The organism is Chromobacterium sp. (assembly GCF_041912965.1).
Classification (GTDB): Bacteria; Pseudomonadota; Gammaproteobacteria; order Burkholderiales; family Chromobacteriaceae; genus Chromobacterium; species Chromobacterium aquaticum.
In genome coordinates this window covers 15,840-32,813 of record NZ_JAYSGF010000048.1, presented here as the reverse complement: position 1 = coordinate 32,813, position 16,974 = coordinate 15,840, and the positions used below count along the sequence as shown (strand labels likewise).

Genomic DNA, 16,974 nt, shown 5'->3' with positions numbered 1-16,974 from the left:
GGTAGGATTTTCTCTTCACTAGCCCATTATCGCTTACAAAAAGATCGTAAACAGGCTCTTAGCCGCTGGCCAGCCGCGCCAGGTAGCGCAGCCCGCCGATGCCGGGAAGGAAGCAATAAGCGCCGCCGCGGGTGGTGATCATCCGCGAGAAACCCTGCAACACGGTGTTGTTCTTGCCCCCTCGGCCGGGCGCGGCCAGGGTGAAGCTGCTGTCCGCGGCGTCGTTGACACCGAGGAAAACGTCTTCTCCGCTGATGTTGAACACCGCGTTGCCGGCGTCCGGGTTGCCCGGCGCCGTCGCGGATTTGACGAAGTCGCTGAGCAGGTTCCACTGGCTGCTGAGAAATTCGAACTGATTGCTCAGGCTGGCGTTGATGAAGTAGCCGATCAGGCCGCGCGCCGCGGCCGAGGGATGCTCGGGGTCGTAGGCCGGGCCGTAAGGCATGGCCCGGCGCACGATGCGGTGGTGGGCGCTGTCGGTGCCCACCACCGCGCCATTGCGCGGATTGTTGCGGCGGATGTGGGAGCCTATCGGACATTTCAGGCCCAGGGTGTCGTCTTGGGACGGCTGGGCATTGACGTAGTTGAAGTCGTTCAATTGACTTGTCGGCAGCGTGGCGCCTGCCTCGTCCGGCCGCAGCGTCAGCGGGTTGCCGTTGCGCCAGCGTCCGCATACCTTGGCCGCCAGCAGTTCGGGATCGATGCCGGCCTTGGCCGCGTATTCGTTCAGGAACGCGTCAAAGCCGGCCACGTCCTGTTCCAGGATGCGGAACGCGGCATAACTGCCGTTGCGGCTGAGTTCGGGCGGTTGCACCGAGTACACGCCCTTGCCCTCGTTGCTGTAGCCGAGCAGGAATTCCCCGGTGGCGATGACGGCCTGATCATCCGGCGCCGGGCATTTGCGCGGCGGCGCGCCGGCGATGGTGGGCTGAGCGATGCTGTCGCGATAACCGAAGTGCACTTGATTGTCAGGCAGCGCCTGGGCGTCATGGGCGGACAGTTCGCTGACGGCGCCGGAGAAGGCCTGGCGCAGCCGCGCGCTGAGGCTTTCCAGCAGCGCCGGGTCCTTGGCCACCCACAGGCTGAGCACGATGTGTACTTGCTTGCCATTGGCCAGGCCGCCTATCCATTTGCCAGGCGCGCTGGCGTCGATGTCGCCAACGATGCCGGCGGTGGTCTCATTGGTGGCGCCGCGCTGGAAGGCCGGGTCGAAACTGGCCAGTTGCTCGTCGCCGACGCCCAGCTGTTTCAGTCCGGGACAGGTGAAGCCTATGTTCAGGAAGCTGTTCGGTTTCCGCAGCCAGCGCTCGGCGCTGGTGATGCGCGGCAGGCCGTCCCGGCCCTCCACCAGTTTCAGGATCAGCTCGCCGGCGGCGGCCTGGTCGCTAATGCTCAGAATGAAATGTCGGGCCAGGTCCACGCGGTAGCCGCGCAGAATCGTGCCTTGGATGTCGTCGTACGGGAGGGCGGGGCTGTTCATCGCATGCCTTTCAGCAAGGGGGGGCCAGGCGCAAGCGGCTGACCGCCTGCGCCTGGGGCGCGCTTCAATCCAGCGCGGCGAGTATGGTCTGCACCGTGTACGGGTAGGCCTGGTACAAGCCGTTGTCGTCCTTGCCGCCGCCGCCGTTGTTGGGAATATGCTGGGACGCGTCGTTCTGGGCGATGAAGGCCTGGAACGCCACCACATTATTGGCCACCGGGATCAGCGCCTTGCCGCCCACCACGAATTGCAGCAAGGCGTCGAAGACGGTGCCCACCTGGGCGACGAAGTCGTTGATATAGGCGTTGAAGCTGCCGTCGTATTCGGTGATCACCGCGATCACGTAGTTGTCGCTGGCTTGGCCGGTGGGTTGCAGATTGGCGGTGGAGCGGTCCAAGAGCAAGGTGCGCGCATAGTGCACGGTGCCGATCGACGTCAGCGCTTGGTGCAGGGTGGGTTCGTATTCCGCCAAGGTGGCGGCGATGGCTTCCAGGCTGGTGCCGGGAATGACCGGCATGAGCAGGGTGAGTGGGCTGGCCATGGGGCTTCTTCCTAAGGTGGTGTGGGAATTGAAGCCTAGGTGGCGCCATATGGACTGTCAAAACGATTTATTCATTTTGCAAACCAAATCGGGCATTTTAGGTATTGGTACTAAGGGCTTTTCCGATGGCGCGGCGCAAGGCCGCGCCGTCACTCATTTCCGATTGGTCAGCGATACGCCTATGGCCGACAGCGCGCCGCCTATCAGCATGGACGCCAGAATGCTTTCGCCCAGCAACAGCGCGCCCAGCAGCACGCCGAAAGCCGGCACCAGATTGGTGAAGATGGCGGTGCGCGACGGCCCCACCGCCCGGATGCCCTGGTAGTACCAGATGAAGCCCACCACGGTGCCGATGGCGCCGAGATAGAGGATGGACAGCCAGATCTTCCAGCCGAAGGACGCCCACGGCACCGAAACGATCTCGCCGGCCGCGCCCAGGGACAGGAAGGCCAGCCCCCACAAGGTGGCGTAGGTGGTGGCCGCGATCGGGCTCAGTGTTTCCATCGCCTTGCGCGAGCCCAGGGTGTAGGCCGCCCAGCTCAGCACCGCCAGGCTCATCAGCATTTCACCGGCGCCGAAGGATTGGCGGAAATCGTGGAGGGTGCCGGCGAAGTCGCCGCGGGTGATCACCACCATGGCGCCCAGCATGGCCACGGCGATGCCGGCCCAGCGCCGCAGTCCCAGCCGCTCATGGAAGACCAGGCTGGCGGCCAGCGCGGTCATGATGGGATTGAGGCTGACGAACAAGGCGGTGCGTCCGGCCGGAATGCGCGCCAGCGCGCCGAAGAAACAGAGGTTGTAGAGAAAGATGCCGGTGAAGCCGAGAAAGGCGGTGGTGGCGAGTTGCGAGCGGTTCAAGCGCGGCAGCCCGCCTTCGAACTTTTTCGCCACCAGCACCAGCAGCACGGCGGCCACCAGGAAGCGGCAGAAGGCGGCGCTCATCAGCGGCATGGCTTGCGCCAGCACTCTGCCGGCGATGAAGGTGCCGCCCCAGAACATGGCGGTCAGGACCAGCTTGCCGGCCAGAGTGGGGCGCAAGGTCGCTTGTTCGCTTGCCGGCGGCGGCGAGGGTGGCGCGATGACGGCGGCTGCGGTGCTTGATTGTGTCATGGGTGTGCATGCCGGGTCCAAGACCCGGTCTCCAATGCTATGTGGGTGTGTATATACTATTGATTGTTTGTATTCATGAAAAAATGAGCATTTGCTCATGAGGGCGGGGAATGACGTTCACGCAGTTGGAGATTTTTGCGCTGGTGGCGGAACTGGGTGGTTTCACCGCGGCGGCGGACAAGCTGGGCATCAGCCAGTCGGCGGTGTCGCATGCGATCCGGCAACTGGAGAAGGAATGGGGCCTGACCTTGCTGACGCGCGGCCAGGCCGGCATCGAGGCCACCGAGGCCGGCCGCGGCCTGCTGCTGCGGGTGCGCGAACTGCTGGGCGTGGCCGAGGCGATCCGCCAGGAAGTGTCGGCGGCGCGCGGCCTGAACCGCGGCGTGCTGCGCATCGGCTCCTTCGGTACGACCTCGTCGCTGTTGTTGTTGCCGCGCATACTCGAGCAGTTCAAGGCCAGCTATCCCGAAATCGATGTCTTCGTGGAAGAGGGCGAGGACGACGAAGTGGCGCAATGGCTGGCCGAGCGCCGGGTGGACGTGGGCTTCGTGATACTGCCCGACGAGCGCTTCGACACCATGCCGCTGGTGGCGGACCAGTTCGTGGCGCTGATCCCGGCGGCACATCCGCTGGCCAGCCAGCCCTCGGTGCGTCTGGCCGATCTGTGCGCGATGCCTTTCATCATGACGCTGGCGGGCAATACCTCCTTGATCGAGAAGTTGTTTGAAAGCGCAGGCCTGCGCCCTATGGTCAAGCACCGCTACGCCCAGATCATCACCATCGTCAAAATGGTGGAGAGCGGCGCCGGCGTGTCCATCGTCGCCGATCTCGCGGTGCCGGCGCCACTGATGGCGCTGTGTCCCGGCATGGTGAAAAAGCCGCTGTCGCCGGTGGTGGGGCGCTCGGTGGGGCTGGCGGTGCCCAGTCAGAAACATGTGAGCCCGGCGGTGGCGGCTTTCCTGCAAACCTCCAAATCCATGGTGAAAAGCCTGCGCGGCGGCTCATTGGGCGGCTTGTGAGCGCTTGGAGCGTGTTTACGCTGCGAGCAAGGGCGAGACAAGGCGTCGCGGCTGAGCAAGCGGAATGGACTCGTGGTGCATGAGCATTTCGAAGCGGTACTCACCGTGTCAGGTTTCACCACGCGCAGCAGATCGTAAACAGGCTCTTATCCGTGCGCGATGGCGGTGCGAGAGGGCGCGCAGTATGCTGGACCGGGTCGGCAATCCCGGTTGAAGCGGCGGGCAGTGGGTGTTTTCGCGGGATGAATTGAATATTTTAATTAATCGATGGCGGAGGCGATGGCGATGAATGCTTATCAAGATGATTGCTATGCGTTGAGTTGTGACCAACGCGGCGTTGCCAGGCTGGAGTTGCGCGCGGGCAAGGCCAACATCCTGGGCTGGGCTGAAATCAGGTCGTTGAGCCGAGCCATCCATGCGCTGCGCGATATCGCCGGGTTGCGCTGCCTGGTGATCCAGGGGCGGCAGCATGTGTTCATCGGCGGCGCCAACATCAAGGACATGCTGGAGCTGGAGCCGGAAAGCGCCCAGGCCTTTATCCGCGAACTGGCGGCCTTGTGCGATAGCGTGCGCGAGCTGCCGGTGCCGGTGATCGCTCAAGTGCAAGGCTGGTGCCTGGGCGCCGGCGTCGAATTCATCGCCGCCTGCGACATCCGCATCGCGGCGGATGCGCGCTTCGCCATGCCGGAAGTCAGGCTGGGCTTGCCGTCGGTGATCCATGCGGCGCTGCTGCCGCGCCAGATAGGCGCCGGCCGCGCGCGGGCCTGGTTGTTGAGCGGACAGACCATAGATGCCGCCAAGGCGCTGTCCTGGGGGCTGGTGGACGAGGTGGTGGAAACGGAAGAGCTGGACGCGGCGGTGGAAAACGCCGTTGCCGGCCTGCTGCAATGCCCCGCGCACGCGCTGCGCATCCAGAAAACCTTGTGCAATGCCTGGGATGAGAGTGCGTCGCTGGCCGACAGCATCGCCTTGACGGTGCCGGCCTTCGGCGCGACCTTCCACTACCCGGAGGCGCGGCAGGCGATGCGGGGCTTTCTGGGCCGCAACAAGGAGCGGAGCTAGCCGCCAAGAGCCGGTTCACGATCTCGAGAGCCAAGGCGTTGCGGCTGAGAAAGCGGAATGTACGGGTGCTAGATGAGCATTCCGCAGACGGCACTCATCGCACAATCTCTCCACCGGCGCGCAGCAGAGCGTAAACCGGCTCTAAACGCAGCCCAGGCGACGCTTTACCGACGCACCCGATCAAAGCGGACCTGGCAGCGCGACTCCAGCACCTGGCCGGCGCGCAGCACCGTGGCGTCGTGGTAAGGCCGGCCGATGAATTGCACCCCGAACGGCAGCCCGGCCCGGTCCAGCCCGACCGGCACGGTCAGCGCCGGCAGACCCAGCACATTGGCCGGCGTGCTCAGCCGGATATAGGCGGACACCACGCTTTCCTCCGTGCCGTCCGGCCAGGAGAAGCCGTGCTGGCCGTGAAGCGGCGCGGTGTGCGGCACCGTGGGCGCCAGCAGCAGGTCGATGTCGGCGAACATTCGTCGCCAGGCCGCCTGCAATGCGGCGCGGGCGCGCTGGGCCTTGGTGTGATCGCTCTCCGGCACCAGCACGCAGGCTTCCAGCAAGGTTCTCACCTCGTCGCCATACAGCTGCGGCACGCTGCGCAGGTTGTCCCGATGGTGGGCGGCGGCTTCCGGCGCCACCAGCCCCCATTGGATGGGCAGGATGAGATCGGCCAGCGGAATCTCGACCGCCACCAGCTCCGCGCCGGCGGCGTCCAGTTCCGCCAATTGGTCCTGGAAGCCGGCCTGGATGTCCGGCGCGATATGATCGCAGAAATAATTGCCGGGCACGCCGATGCGCAGGCCTTCCAAGCCCTGGTCCAGCCCTTGGCGGTAGCCGCCGGCCGGCGCCGGCCGCGCGGAGGCGATGGCGTCCAGCATGGCAGCGGCGTCCGCCACGGTGCGGGTGATGGGCCCGACATGGTCCAGCGAATCGGACAGCGGCACCACGCCCTGGCGGGACACCAGGCCGTAAGTGGGCTTGAGACCCACCAGCCCGCACAGCGCCGCCGGCACCCGGATGGAACCGCCGGTATCGGTGCCCAGCGCCGCCAGCGCGCCGCCGTAGGCCACCGCGGCGGCGGAACCGCCGCTGGAGCCGCCGGGAGAGCGTTCCGGCGCCCAGGGATTATTGGTCTGCGGCGTGGTCAGGCCAAACGCGAACTCATGCGTGTGCGTCTTGCCGGTCAGTATCATGCCGGCCCGCCTGAGCTGGGCCGCCACCGCGCTGTCCGTTTCGGCGCGATGGTGCTGGCGCACGCGCGAACTGGCGGTGGTGGGCAGGCCGGCCGCGTCTATCAGGTCTTTCAGCGTATAGGGAATGCCATGCAAGACGCCGCGGTAGCCGCCGCCGCGTATCTCCTGCTCGGCCTGCCGCGCGGCGGCCATGGCCTGATCCGCGGCCAGGGTGACATAGGCGGACAGCCGCGTTTCCTGCTGTTGTGCGCGTTCCAGCACCGAGCGGGTCAGTTCCACCGGCGACAATTGGCCGTCCGCGATCTGGCGGGCGGCGTCCACAATGCTCAATTGATAAGCTTGCACGGTTCAGCTCCAGTCGGGATTAAAGGGATGGGCGCCGGTGTCGGCCAGGTCCAGCCGGTCCAGCCGGGCGATTTCCGCGCGGATGAAGGCCAGGGTGGCGGCTACCGCCTCCAGGCGCTCGGCGTCAAAGGCGAAGCCGGCGTCCTTGGCCAGCGCGGATGGGGAGAGGGGTGTGGGGGTCATGGCTAGGCTCCTCTGGAGGGTGTGGACGCGGCTCAATATCCGCTGGGGGTGAGGATGGACGCGGCGAGTGCCGCGGCGATCGCTTATCTGCCGTATGGGCAGAACCGCGGCTTGAACAGACTCTTAGAGCCTGTTCAAAGTCTCGCGAGCAAGGGCGAGACAAGGCGAAAACGAGTGAAAAAGCGGAATGTACAAGTGGTACATGAGCATTTTGAGCTCGCTTTTAACGCCGTATCGCTGAAGCGCAGCAGACTTTGAACAGGTTCTTACACGAATTGCCACTGGAAACCCCCATCCCGGCGCGCCAGCCGGCCGGCGGAAGTGGCGGGAAAGTGCGCGGTGAACACGGTGGCACGGCGTTCCGCAGCGAAATCCAGCAGCCAGCGCCGCGATTGCCGCGCTGCGTCCTGCTCGCGGCAAAACACTGAATTCCATGCCGGGCGGTACACCTGCATCGGGCTATGCATCACATCGCCGGTGAACAGCGCGGTTTCGCCGCGCGACGTCAGCGAGATCGCCATATGGCCGGCGCAATGGCCGGGCGTGGGATGGAAGCGCAGGCCATCCCTATACTCGCCGCCATCGCGGCTGATGGCAAGCGCCTGGCCGGCGGCGATCACCGGCGCCACGCTGTCGTCGAACACCATGCGCCGGCTGTCCGCCGCCGGCGTGGCGAAGAAGTCCAGCTCGCCCTGCGGCAGCGCATAGGTGGCATTGGGGAAGGTGGGGCGCCATTCGCCATCCACCAGCCGCGTGTTCCAGCCGACATGGTCGGCGTGCAGATGGGTGAGCAGCACATGGTCCACCTGCTCGGGCTGGACGCCCGCGGCGGCCAGGCGTTGCAGAAAGGGCGTTTGCAGCCGGTGAAACAAGGGGTTGAACGCGCGTTCCTTGTCATTGCCGATGCCGGTGTCGATCAAGAACAGCTGGCCCGCCCATTCCACCACCCAGCTGTGCACGCTGAGGCTGAGATGCCCGGCGGGGTCCAGCAGGCCGCGCAACTGCGGCTGCTCGTCCAGCAAGGCCGCGTCCCAGTCGGCGTAGAGATAGGCGGGGGCCAGGCCGTGCAGCAGCGTGTCCGTCACACGGCTGATCTTGGCGTCGCCAATTTGGTAAGTGGGATTGATGCCGTTCATTTTTGTCTCTGCTTGTGATGATGCCGTTGGCGGCTTGGCTCTTAGAACCTGTTCAAAGTCTGCTGCGCTTCAGCGATACGGCGTTAAAAACGAGTTCAAAATGCTCATGTACCACGAGTACATTCCGCTTTCTCAGCCGCAACGCCTTGTCTCGCCCTAGCTCGCGAGTCTTGGAACAGGCCTGTACTATCGCGGAATTCATTCATGCTTTCCAATGCCGAATTCTTAATTCGTGATAAATTGAAAGCATCGCCAGTCGAAAGAGCCCGCATGGAATTGCGCCATCTCCGCTACTTCATCGCCGTGGCCGAGCACCAGAGCGTGCGCCTGGCCTCGGAACAACTGCACATCACCCAGCCGGCGGTGTCGCGGCAGATTCAGGACCTGGAGCAGGAACTGGGCCTGCTGCTGTTCGAGCGTTCGTCGCGCGGGCTCAAGCTGACCGCGGCCGGCGACAGCTATTTGCGCGACGCGCGCCAGACGATGGCGGCGCTGGACGCGGCCGCCCACAGCGCGCGCCGCGTGGCCGCCGGCCTGCTGGGCCGGTTGCGGCTGGGCTGCGTGGAAAACGCCGGCTGGGATGGCCTGGTGCCCAGGGCTTTCAGCCATTTCCAGGCGGAAGCGCCCGAGGTCCAGATCGCGCTGGAGGTGCGCAACACGCCGGAGCAATTGCGCGCGATTGCCGACGGCGCGCTGGACGGCGGTTTCATCTATCAATACGAGCCCCTGCCCGAAGCCTTGGCCGGCCTGCCGCTGCTGGAGCACGACGTGGTGCTGGCATTGCCGCGCTGCTGGGACGAGGACTACGACGAAACCCGCCCCATCGCCTTGCGCAGCCTGGCGGAGCGGCCCTTCGTGATGCTGCCGCGCGCGGCCTATCCCGGCTATTACGACCGCTTGAACAGCGCCTGCCGGCAACTGGGCGTGCATCTCAAGGTGGCGCAGGAGGCGAGCACCGAAACGGCGATCCTGTCGCTGGTTTGCGCCGGCATTGGCGCCGCCATCGTCAATTCCGCCAATCTGGGTCGTCCGCCGGCCCAGGCGCGCTTGTTGCGGCTGCAAGACCTGTCCTTGCCGATGCCGCTGACCTTTGTCTGGCGCCAGGGCGCCGCCAATCCGGCGCTGGCGCGTTTTCTGGCGCTGTTGCGGCACGAGACGGGCCAGGAAAAGTGAAAACCATGAAAACATTGTCCGCTTTGCTATTGGCCTGGCCGCTGCTGGCGCTGGCCGCGCCCGGAGCCGGCTTTTCCTCCGCCACCGAGGATGAAACCGAATCCTGGAGCAGGGTCGAGCCGGCGCTGGCGGAGGCCATCGTCGACCATGAAGAGATGCGGGAACAGGTGGACGAACTGATCAAGGAGCATGGGCTGAAGCAAGACTACCGGCAATTCTTCGTCGCCCGGCCCATCCGCCTGTCCCGTCAGCACAATGGCTACTGGTTTGTGCGTCCCGGCTCGGCGCCTTATTACCCGGCTTTCTACGGCGCCCACGCCTTCATGCACTGGATCGCGCAGGGAGAACGGGTGATTTACGCCGGCAGTTCCGACGCGTTCAGCATCCTGCCCGGCAGCAGCCATGGGCTGTTCGATATCGAAGAAGCGCAATGCCGGGTGGACCGATGCTATTTGGTCAGGCTTCGTTATGACGGGCGCCGCTATGTCGAGGCCGAATGCACGTTGCGGGACTTGTCCAGCGGCAAGAGCGGGCCATGCCAATGACTGATGAGGAGTGTGATGATGTTGTTTCTTTCCCGCTTATTGAACTGGCGGCCATGGCGCGCGGCGGAGCGCGTCGTCTTCGACCAGCACGCAATCAGCCATACCCCGCTGCGCGGCGCGGTGACGCGGTTTGATTGGGCGGACTTGGACGCAATCGATATCGAGACCACAGCCCAGGGCCCGTTTGTCGATGATGTGTTCTGGCTATTGTCCGGCCCCAAGGGCCTATGCCGCATCTCCAATGCGGCGGAAGGGATGCAAGCCTTGCGGCAAGCGCTGCAGGCGCTGCCGGGCTTTGATCACGATGTCGCCATCATGGCGATGGCCATGGCCGTAAACGCTCGCTTCCCATGCTGGCGGCGGGCCGAGCCGTGATGGCTGGGCGGGAGGCGCGGCGCGGATTCATCGGCCCAGCGCCAGCCACTGCCGCCGCGTGATGCGGCTGATATGTTCGGTGCGGTAGTCGCCCAGGAATGGGTTGTATTTGTTCTCCTCGCTATGGTGGTGGCGGAAACCGCATTTGGCCTGGGCGCGGTGGGACTGGGCATTGCCGGCGAAGTAGCCGCACCACAACGTCTTGAGGTTCAGGGTTTCGAAGGCGTGGCGCATGACCTCGCGCACCGCTTCCGGGATCAGCCCCCGGCCCCAGTAAGGCACGCCTATCCAGTAGGCGATCTCGCCATCCCGCGGGCCGATCTCGAAGTTGCTGCCAGCGCTGTCCAGGATGCCGACACAGCCAACCACGCGGCCCTCGTCCCTCAGCTCCAGCGCGTATACCTCCGGCTGTTTGAACACGGTCTGAATGATCTCGGCGCTGTGCTCCACGCTGCTGTGCGGCGGCCAGCCGGCGATGGGGCCGACCCTGGCGTCCTTGGCCACTTGGTAGAGATCGGCGGCGTCGCTGTCTTGCCAGGGGCGAAGGATCAGGCGCGGTGTTTCCAGTTTCATCGTCTTGCCCTCATATCGGCGTTTGGGGATGCGTGCAGATTAGCGTGGCCAGGCTGAGGGATGAATGGACATTCCTGAGCGGTTTCGGTACTTTTGGAAACAATCATGCCTGGCCGTCTTGAGCGATGGCGCCGGAATTACAGGGATTTTCTAATATGCGCGCGGTACCCCAGCTACTGAATCAGGATGATTCGATACGGATTGCGAGGAGCACGCTGGCGGACGGCCTGGGCTTGCCGCTGGGTTTCGGGCAGACCTATATCGCGCTGCTGGTCTGCGTGGAAGGCTGTGCGCGCTTCACCATTAATTTCAAGGAAAGGGCGGTGCGCCGGCACCATGTGCTGGTGTTGGCGGAAGACACGATTGCGCTGCTGCGGCGGTGCTCGCGGCGGTTCGCGGCCTTTGTCTGTCTGATGCCCAAGAGCCGGGCGGCGGAAGTGGCTTATCCGCTGCCGAGCAGCCTGTTTGTCTTCCTGCATCAGCACCCGCATTGCATTCCCGCCTTGGCGGACGCGGCCTTGCTGAGCGGGTGGCTGGCGCAAATGGAAGACGCAGCCGGCCATTGTCCGCAGCATGGCCGGACGATGCTGCGCAATCTGCTGCAGAATTTCTTCCTCAAGGTCGCGGAGCGGGTATCGGCGGAAGACTGCGCCGAACCGGAGTTCAGCCGCGGCGAAATGCTTAGCTGGCGTTTTTGGGAGCTGGTGGGCCGGCATTCGACGCAGCGCCGCGAGGTGAGCTTTTACGCGGAGGCGCTCAGCATCACGCCGTTTTATCTGTCGCAACTGAGCAAGAGGTTCTTCAATGACAGCCCCAAGGGCTTGATCGACCGGCAAGTAGTGCAGGAGATCAAATCGCTGCTGGCCTATGGCGATCTGTCCATTGGCCAGCTAGCGGACAAGCTGCGCTTTGAGGACGCCTCCTATCTGTGCCGTTATTTCAAGCGCCATACCGGCATGTCGTTGACCGCCTATAGAAAAGCGGCGCGCGGGAGCGCGCCGTCGCGATGAGGGCCGGCTCTTGATGTGCTGCGCTTGTTTCTTGAGGTCCTAAGAACCTGTTCAAAGTCTGCTGCGCTTCGGCGATGCGGCGTTGAAACCAAGCTCAGTGCTCATGTACCAGGGGTACATTCCGCTTTCTCCGCCGCAATGCCTTGTCTCACCTTGGCTCGCGAGATCGTAAACAGGTTCTAAGCGGGCAGTCACATGGGTAGACAATGGAATAGCGGGCAGCCGCGCCAACATCACCCTGATCAACGGCGTGAAGCGCTTGAGCCGGGACTGGCTTACGGTGAATGCGGGTTTTGTGGGGTGAAGAAGCTGTTGGAAGTACTGACCGGTTTTCAGGCAAGATTCGCGGCGCTGCCCGCGGAGATTGACCGCCACTCGGGAGCGCCGGCCGCGGAGGAGTATGTCTTCCTGGAGTTTGATTGCTGGGAGGAGTCTTTCGACTATGGGCAATCCCGGTTCATTCTGGATGAGGCGTCGAAAGTCATCGCATGCGCCTCGCTGCGCATCCATGCTCCAAAAACCCATGGCCTGGATATATTCTTCCTGCTGAATGTGGATTGCTTCGAACCCGTGGTTTCAAGGCGCTTGGCGGATGCGCTGGCCAGGGCAGGGATATCCGGATTCAAGCGGGTGCCAAGCGGAGTTCGCCTGGTCCGAATAGCCGGCGGCGGCAGGCTTATCCGGCCACCTGTTTCATCACGCGCTCGATTTCATCCTGCAATTGCATGCTGTCTATCGGCTTGGTCATGAAGCCATCCATGCCGGCGGCGATGGCGGCCTCGCGATCCTCCTGAAACACGCCCGCCGTCAGGGCGATGATGGGCGTGGCGTTCTTGTCATCGTTGGCGCTCTCCTGACGGATGAATTTACAGGCGGCGATGCCATCCATGACCGGCATCTGCACATCCATCAGAATCAGGTCGATATCATGATGCCGCCAGGCATTGATAACCTCCTTCCCATTGCACGCGGTATAGATGCGATGGCCGTATTCCTCCAGCAGCATGGTGATGATGTCCAGATTGATCGCATCGTCATCGGCTACCAGGATGTTCAGCGGGCGAGCGGGCTTGGGCCGGTGCTCCGTATTGGCGATGACAGGGTTGGGCAGGCTTTCCGGCGGCGCCGGGCGCAGAGGAAGATAAACCTGAAAAATGGAGCCTTTGTCCACCGTGCTTTGAACTTCAATCCGCCCGCCCATCTTTTGCACCAATTGCAGCGCAATGCTGGTGCCAAGACCGGTGCCGCCAAAGCGGCGCGTGGTCGACGCGTCGGCCTGGGAGAACGGCTGGAATAGCCTGGCCAAGGTGTCCTCGTTCATGCCGATGCCGCTGTCGCGAATCATGATGAGGATGTCATCTTTTTCGGATAGCACCGTCAGCCAAACCCCGCCCCGTTCCGTGAACTTGATGGCATTGCCCACCAGATTGATCAAGATCTGCCGGACCCGAAACGCATCGCCAAAGAAAGTGTGCTGGGTCATGGACGGGTATTTCAACTGCAAGGCGATGCCTTTTTTGTCCGCGCTTAATTTCAGGATGTCGATCACATGCTCGGCCACTTCTCGCAAAGAGAAGGGGGCTTCTTCCAGTTGCAGCGCATTTTGTTCCAGCTTGGCGGTATCGAGGACATCGTTGAGCAGGCCCAGCAGGCTTTTGGCTGAGTGGTTGACTGTCCTTAACATCTCCTTTTGCTTGGCATCCAGCGGCGTGCCTTGCAACAAGTCGGTGTAGCCGATAATCGCGGTCATCGGGGTTCTGATTTCATGGCTCATGTTTGCCAGGAAGGCGCTTTTGGATTTGACGGCTGAAAGCGCATGGTTCTTGGCTTCAATCAGGGCGAACTCTGTCGCCTTGCGCTCGGAAATGTCCAGAATCACCCCATCGATCAAGAGCGGCGTCCCCGCTTCATCGTATACGCCGCGCGCGCTTTCCAATACCCAGCATTCCTCCTTGTCCAGACAAAGCAGGCGGTACTCGACCACATAGAGTTGATGCTGATCCAGCGCCGAGCGGATGGCCTGGCATACTCTTTCCTTATCATCCGGGTGGATGAGGTCCAGCATTTGAATTCGGCCATCCACAAATGCCTTGGCCGGGCATCCGCATAAGTCCTCGATATTGTCGCTGATGAAAATCGTTTTCCAGGGCTCCAGGCAGTGGCTGCGGAAGGTGACGCCGGGGATGTTGTCGATAAGGGTGCGAAATTGCCGTTCGCTGTCTCTCAGCTCATGCTGTATGCGGTTCCGCTCGCTGATGTCGCCAATATAACCGACATAAATGACTTGATCAGGCAGCACCACCTTGCCAACCGACAGGCGGATGGGAAATAGCGTGCCATCCTTTTTGAGAGCGATTTCTTCACGCTCTCTCCCGATCAGCTTCGCGATCTGCGTCCGCATATACTCGGCAAGGAAGCCATCATGCTTGGAGTGATGTGGTTCCGGCATGAGCAGGCTGATATTCCTACCCAATAATTCATCAATCCGCCAGCCGAACAGGCGTTCAACCGCCGGATTGGCGGTTTGAATGCGGCCTTTTTCATCAATGGTGATGATGGCGTCCACCGAAGTGTTCAAGGTGGCCTGCAGTTTCAATTCATTGCTCAACGCCCTCTGATACAAGGGCCGGTAACGCAAGAGCACATTTCCGGCGAATACGATGGTGCCCAGCATCAGCACGATGATGGCGATGGCGATGGCCAAGCTGGCATTGTCGTCAATGGCATTGCGAAAGCTGGGATCAGCGATGCCGATGAAACGGGCGGCTTCCATTCCAAAATAATGCATGCCCGCAATGGCGACCCCCATGACGATGCCGCTGAGCAGCGTCATCTTTCCCTTGCCGATTTTGTTATTGTCCAGACCAAAGCGGATCCAAAGCGACAAGGTGCTCAGCAAGATGGCGAGCAAGATCGAAATGGCGAACCAAATGGGGTCATACCGCAGCAGCGGCGCCATGCGCATGGCCGCCATGCCGGAATAGTGCATGGTGCCGATGCCAGATCCAACCAGCACGCCGCTGATCAATAACTGCCTGCCGGCGATTTTGGCTTGGGACAGCAAATGCAAGGCGATGCCGGAGGCCGCGATGGCGGGAAGCATGGACAAGAGGGTGGGCAGCAAGGCGTATTTGACGGTGCTGCACGCGTTGAACGCCAGCATGCCGACAAAATGCATTGCCCAGATGCCGCCGCCCATTGCGCAAGAACCGGTGGCGAGGGCGACCCGGCGCAGCCAGCGTTCGCTGGCTTCGCGCGCCAGGCCGGCAATCTGCAATGCCAGGCAAGAAGTGAAAATGGCGACCAGCAAGGACAGCGTCACTAGCCATGGGTTGTAGCGGGTGGGTAAGAACAGATAGGACTGGTAAGCGTCAATAAAGAATGAACTGAGCATGGCCTTCCTAATCTGTGAAGTTTCGGCAAGTGATACCAAGGGAGTGAATGGAGGGTCTTCTTCGGTATAGACAATGGCGTCGGCTCGAGTGGGGCCGGGCACGCCGTTAGGTATGTGGCACCCTCCCGCAACGCTTTGTGCTTGCTTGAATAGCGAGACGGTGTAACGCCGCCGTCTGGGCTTGGAGCCAGCAGCCATCTGATGGCCGGACCCAAGCCGCAGAACACTGCCGACTTGAGGCGTTTGATGCTGCCCAATCTACGGTTCATGGGGGCGTGGCCGGGCCCTGAGGGGCGAGCAGGTTCTGGTTTAACCGTCTTAATTGCTCCATGAAGGGCAAGCTTGTATTCATCATGGTTCCTCCCTTGGGTTGCGCAAAAGTCCTCCAACGTTCTGTAGGCTTGCAGATTAGAAATTGACCGCGGTTTTCAGGCCCAGCACCCAGGCGTCTGAAGTTTGGGTCAGGCCGCCGGGGCGTCCCCAATACTGGATCAAGGGTTGCAACTCCAGCCATGGGGTTGCTTTGAAGCGGTAATACAGCTCCGCATTCACGGAAGACTCCGGCAGCGGCGCATAACGTGGATCGCTGTAGTTTTCGGCTTCGCTTTGCTGGTTCAGGAAGTTTTGGCTGCGCCGAAAATTGGCGCTGCCTTGCATTTTGGCGACGCCCAGCGCCAGCCAGTCGTTTGGCCGGGCGTCAAACAGGCCGCGATAGCGCAAGGCCAGCGAGGTGGAATAGCGCGACTTATTGCTGCGCTGGTCCGCCAAGCCCAGGCTCCAGGCCAGGCTTAGCCCCCGGTTGGCGTTATCGGCGTGGCGGTTCAGTTGCTGGTTGAAGCCGGTATATAGGAACCAAGTGTCGCGGTAGTGGCGATAACCCCCGGGGTCCAGCGCGCCGGGTCCGCCGGACTGGCCGAGATAGAGATCGGCTTGCTTGGCATTGGTGTACAGCAGGCCCAGGCTGTAAATACCGGGCAGGCCGAAGCGGCGGGTGCGCCACTCGGCTTCCAATGGCAGCAGCAAGCCCCGGCTGCCGTCGGTGGACACGCTCCAGGCGTGGCCGCGCGACGGCGCTTGCGGGTTTTGCTCCAGCACGCCGGCCAAGAGGGTCAGTTCCGGCGTGAGCCGATACTGCACGGTGCTGCCCCAGTAATGCACGTTCCAGTTATACCAAGTGCCGGAATCCGCCGACTTGCCGCCGCACAGGCTGAGCATCTGGAAGTCGCAGGGAATGATCTGATCGAAGTCCTGCACCTTGTTCATCAAGCCTATCCGCCACTGCAAGCGGCCGTCGAGCCAGCTGTTCCGGAAATTCAGCCAACCCAGCCGGGTAATGGACTGGCCGCCCCAGCTTTCCTGCGCCAGATCGTTGAAGCCGACGCGCGGGTCTTGCAGCCGCGAACTGGTCAGGTTGTTGTCATGGTTGCGGTTGACGATATTGCCCTCGATCGCGGCATTGGGCATGCCGGTCAGCGCCGCCAGGCTTTGGCTGAAAGTCAGCGAAAACTGGTCGATGTATTCGGCTTTCTTGTCCGTGTTGTAACCGCCTTTGGCGTTGTAGGCGGTTTGGCTGACATGGGCCAGCTGGTATTCGAAGCCATGGGCTTGCAAGGCCTGGCGCAGCCCGAGGCTGCTGCTGAACAGATCGCCGGCCGGCGCTTCGAAACCCAGCGCGGCGCCGTTCCAGCGGCTATTTTCCGCGAGGGCCGCGGTGCACGGCAAAGCGCCAAAGATCAGACTCAAAATCCGTGGCGAAGACCACATGGCAGTGAAAAAAGCGAAGCGCATGATTCTCTCCCAATGATTCCGGCGGCTGTCCAGGCGCGGGCAAAGTCCGC

16 protein-coding genes are annotated in these 16,974 nt (G+C 62.6%); 7 read left to right on the top strand and 9 right to left on the bottom strand.

What is annotated here, in order from left to right:
• Positions 1 to 58: 58 nt before the first annotated feature.
• The 3 genes from ACE3QM_RS19995 to ACE3QM_RS19985 all read right to left on the bottom strand — a co-directional run bounded on the left by ACE3QM_RS19995 (position 59) and on the right by ACE3QM_RS19985 (position 3,131).
• The gene (locus ACE3QM_RS19995; RefSeq protein ID WP_374424343.1) at positions 59 to 1,480 is read right to left on the bottom strand and encodes a Dyp-type peroxidase; all 1,422 of its coding nucleotides are present in this window, start codon (positions 1,478 to 1,480) and stop codon (positions 59 to 61) included.
• Between the two features lie 64 nt (positions 1,481 to 1,544).
• Positions 1,545 to 2,021 (bottom strand): hypothetical protein, encoded by a 477-nt coding sequence (locus tag ACE3QM_RS19990; protein WP_053074421.1) that lies wholly within the window; start codon positions 2,019 to 2,021, stop codon positions 1,545 to 1,547.
• 153 nt (positions 2,022 to 2,174) lie between these two features.
• On the bottom strand, positions 2,175 to 3,131 hold the full coding sequence (locus ACE3QM_RS19985; protein ID WP_374424342.1) for a DMT family transporter: 957 nt from the start codon (positions 3,129 to 3,131) through the stop codon (positions 2,175 to 2,177).
• Between the two features lie 110 nt (positions 3,132 to 3,241).
• Here ACE3QM_RS19985 and ACE3QM_RS19980 point away from each other — a divergent pair, with 110 nt between their 5' ends.
• Positions 3,242 to 4,150: a LysR family transcriptional regulator gene (locus tag ACE3QM_RS19980; protein WP_048410312.1), complete on the top strand. Its 909-nt coding sequence runs from the start codon at positions 3,242 to 3,244 to the stop codon at positions 4,148 to 4,150.
• 285 nt (positions 4,151 to 4,435) lie between these two features.
• Positions 4,436 to 5,212 carry an enoyl-CoA hydratase gene (locus ACE3QM_RS19975; protein ID WP_374424340.1) on the top strand — a complete coding sequence of 259 codons (777 nt, stop codon included), beginning with the start codon at positions 4,436 to 4,438 and terminating at the stop codon, positions 5,210 to 5,212.
• Positions 5,213 to 5,376: 164 nt separating this feature from the next.
• On the opposite strand, the gene ACE3QM_RS19970 is transcribed toward ACE3QM_RS19975, so the two are convergent.
• From ACE3QM_RS19970 to ACE3QM_RS19960, 3 genes are all read right to left on the bottom strand, one after another.
• On the bottom strand, positions 5,377 to 6,747 hold the full coding sequence (locus ACE3QM_RS19970) for an amidase (RefSeq protein WP_374424338.1): 1,371 nt from the start codon (positions 6,745 to 6,747) through the stop codon (positions 5,377 to 5,379).
• Between the two features lie 3 nt (positions 6,748 to 6,750).
• Positions 6,751 to 6,930: a hypothetical protein gene (locus ACE3QM_RS19965; protein WP_374424336.1), complete on the bottom strand. Its 180-nt coding sequence runs from the start codon at positions 6,928 to 6,930 to the stop codon at positions 6,751 to 6,753.
• Positions 6,931 to 7,196: 266 nt separating this feature from the next.
• The gene (locus ACE3QM_RS19960; RefSeq protein ID WP_374424334.1) at positions 7,197 to 8,066 is read right to left on the bottom strand and encodes an MBL fold metallo-hydrolase; all 870 of its coding nucleotides are present in this window, start codon (positions 8,064 to 8,066) and stop codon (positions 7,197 to 7,199) included.
• A 270-nt stretch (positions 8,067 to 8,336) separates the two neighbouring features.
• Between ACE3QM_RS19960 and ACE3QM_RS19955 the strand changes: the two genes are divergently transcribed.
• The 3 genes from ACE3QM_RS19955 to ACE3QM_RS19945 are packed head-to-tail and all read left to right on the top strand — an operon-like array spanning position 8,337 to position 10,159.
• Complete coding sequence (locus tag ACE3QM_RS19955; protein WP_374424332.1) at positions 8,337 to 9,239, top strand: LysR family transcriptional regulator; 903 nt, start codon at positions 8,337 to 8,339, stop codon at positions 9,237 to 9,239.
• A gap of 5 nt (positions 9,240 to 9,244) precedes the next feature.
• The gene (locus ACE3QM_RS19950) at positions 9,245 to 9,784 is read left to right on the top strand and encodes a hypothetical protein (protein WP_374424330.1); all 540 of its coding nucleotides are present in this window, start codon (positions 9,245 to 9,247) and stop codon (positions 9,782 to 9,784) included.
• Positions 9,785 to 9,802: 18 nt separating this feature from the next.
• Positions 9,803 to 10,159 carry a hypothetical protein gene (locus ACE3QM_RS19945; RefSeq protein WP_374424328.1) on the top strand — a complete coding sequence of 119 codons (357 nt, stop codon included), beginning with the start codon at positions 9,803 to 9,805 and terminating at the stop codon, positions 10,157 to 10,159.
• Between the two features lie 27 nt (positions 10,160 to 10,186).
• Here the strand turns inward: ACE3QM_RS19945 and ACE3QM_RS19940 are convergent, their stop codons facing one another.
• A complete protein-coding gene (locus ACE3QM_RS19940) occupies positions 10,187 to 10,732 on the bottom strand; it encodes a GNAT family N-acetyltransferase (protein WP_048410319.1) in 546 nt (181 codons plus the stop codon).
• Positions 10,733 to 10,887: 155 nt separating this feature from the next.
• On the opposite strand from ACE3QM_RS19940, the gene ACE3QM_RS19935 reads away from it, so the two are divergent.
• Positions 10,888 to 11,742, top strand: coding sequence for a helix-turn-helix domain-containing protein (locus ACE3QM_RS19935; protein ID WP_374424325.1), 855 nt, complete (start codon positions 10,888 to 10,890; stop codon positions 11,740 to 11,742).
• A 195-nt stretch (positions 11,743 to 11,937) separates the two neighbouring features.
• Positions 11,938 to 12,492 carry a hypothetical protein gene (locus ACE3QM_RS19930; RefSeq protein ID WP_374424323.1) on the top strand — a complete coding sequence of 185 codons (555 nt, stop codon included), beginning with the start codon at positions 11,938 to 11,940 and terminating at the stop codon, positions 12,490 to 12,492.
• Here the strand turns inward: ACE3QM_RS19930 and ACE3QM_RS19925 are convergent.
• Together ACE3QM_RS19925 and ACE3QM_RS19920 are read right to left on the bottom strand one after the other, a co-directional pair.
• Positions 12,419 to 15,136, bottom strand: coding sequence for an MHYT domain-containing protein (locus ACE3QM_RS19925; RefSeq protein WP_374424321.1), 2,718 nt, complete (start codon positions 15,134 to 15,136; stop codon positions 12,419 to 12,421). The genes ACE3QM_RS19930 and ACE3QM_RS19925 overlap by 74 nt on opposite strands.
• 408 nt (positions 15,137 to 15,544) lie before the next feature.
• The gene (locus tag ACE3QM_RS19920; protein WP_374424319.1) at positions 15,545 to 16,924 is read right to left on the bottom strand and encodes a carbohydrate porin; all 1,380 of its coding nucleotides are present in this window, start codon (positions 16,922 to 16,924) and stop codon (positions 15,545 to 15,547) included.
• Positions 16,925 to 16,974 lie beyond the last annotated feature (50 nt).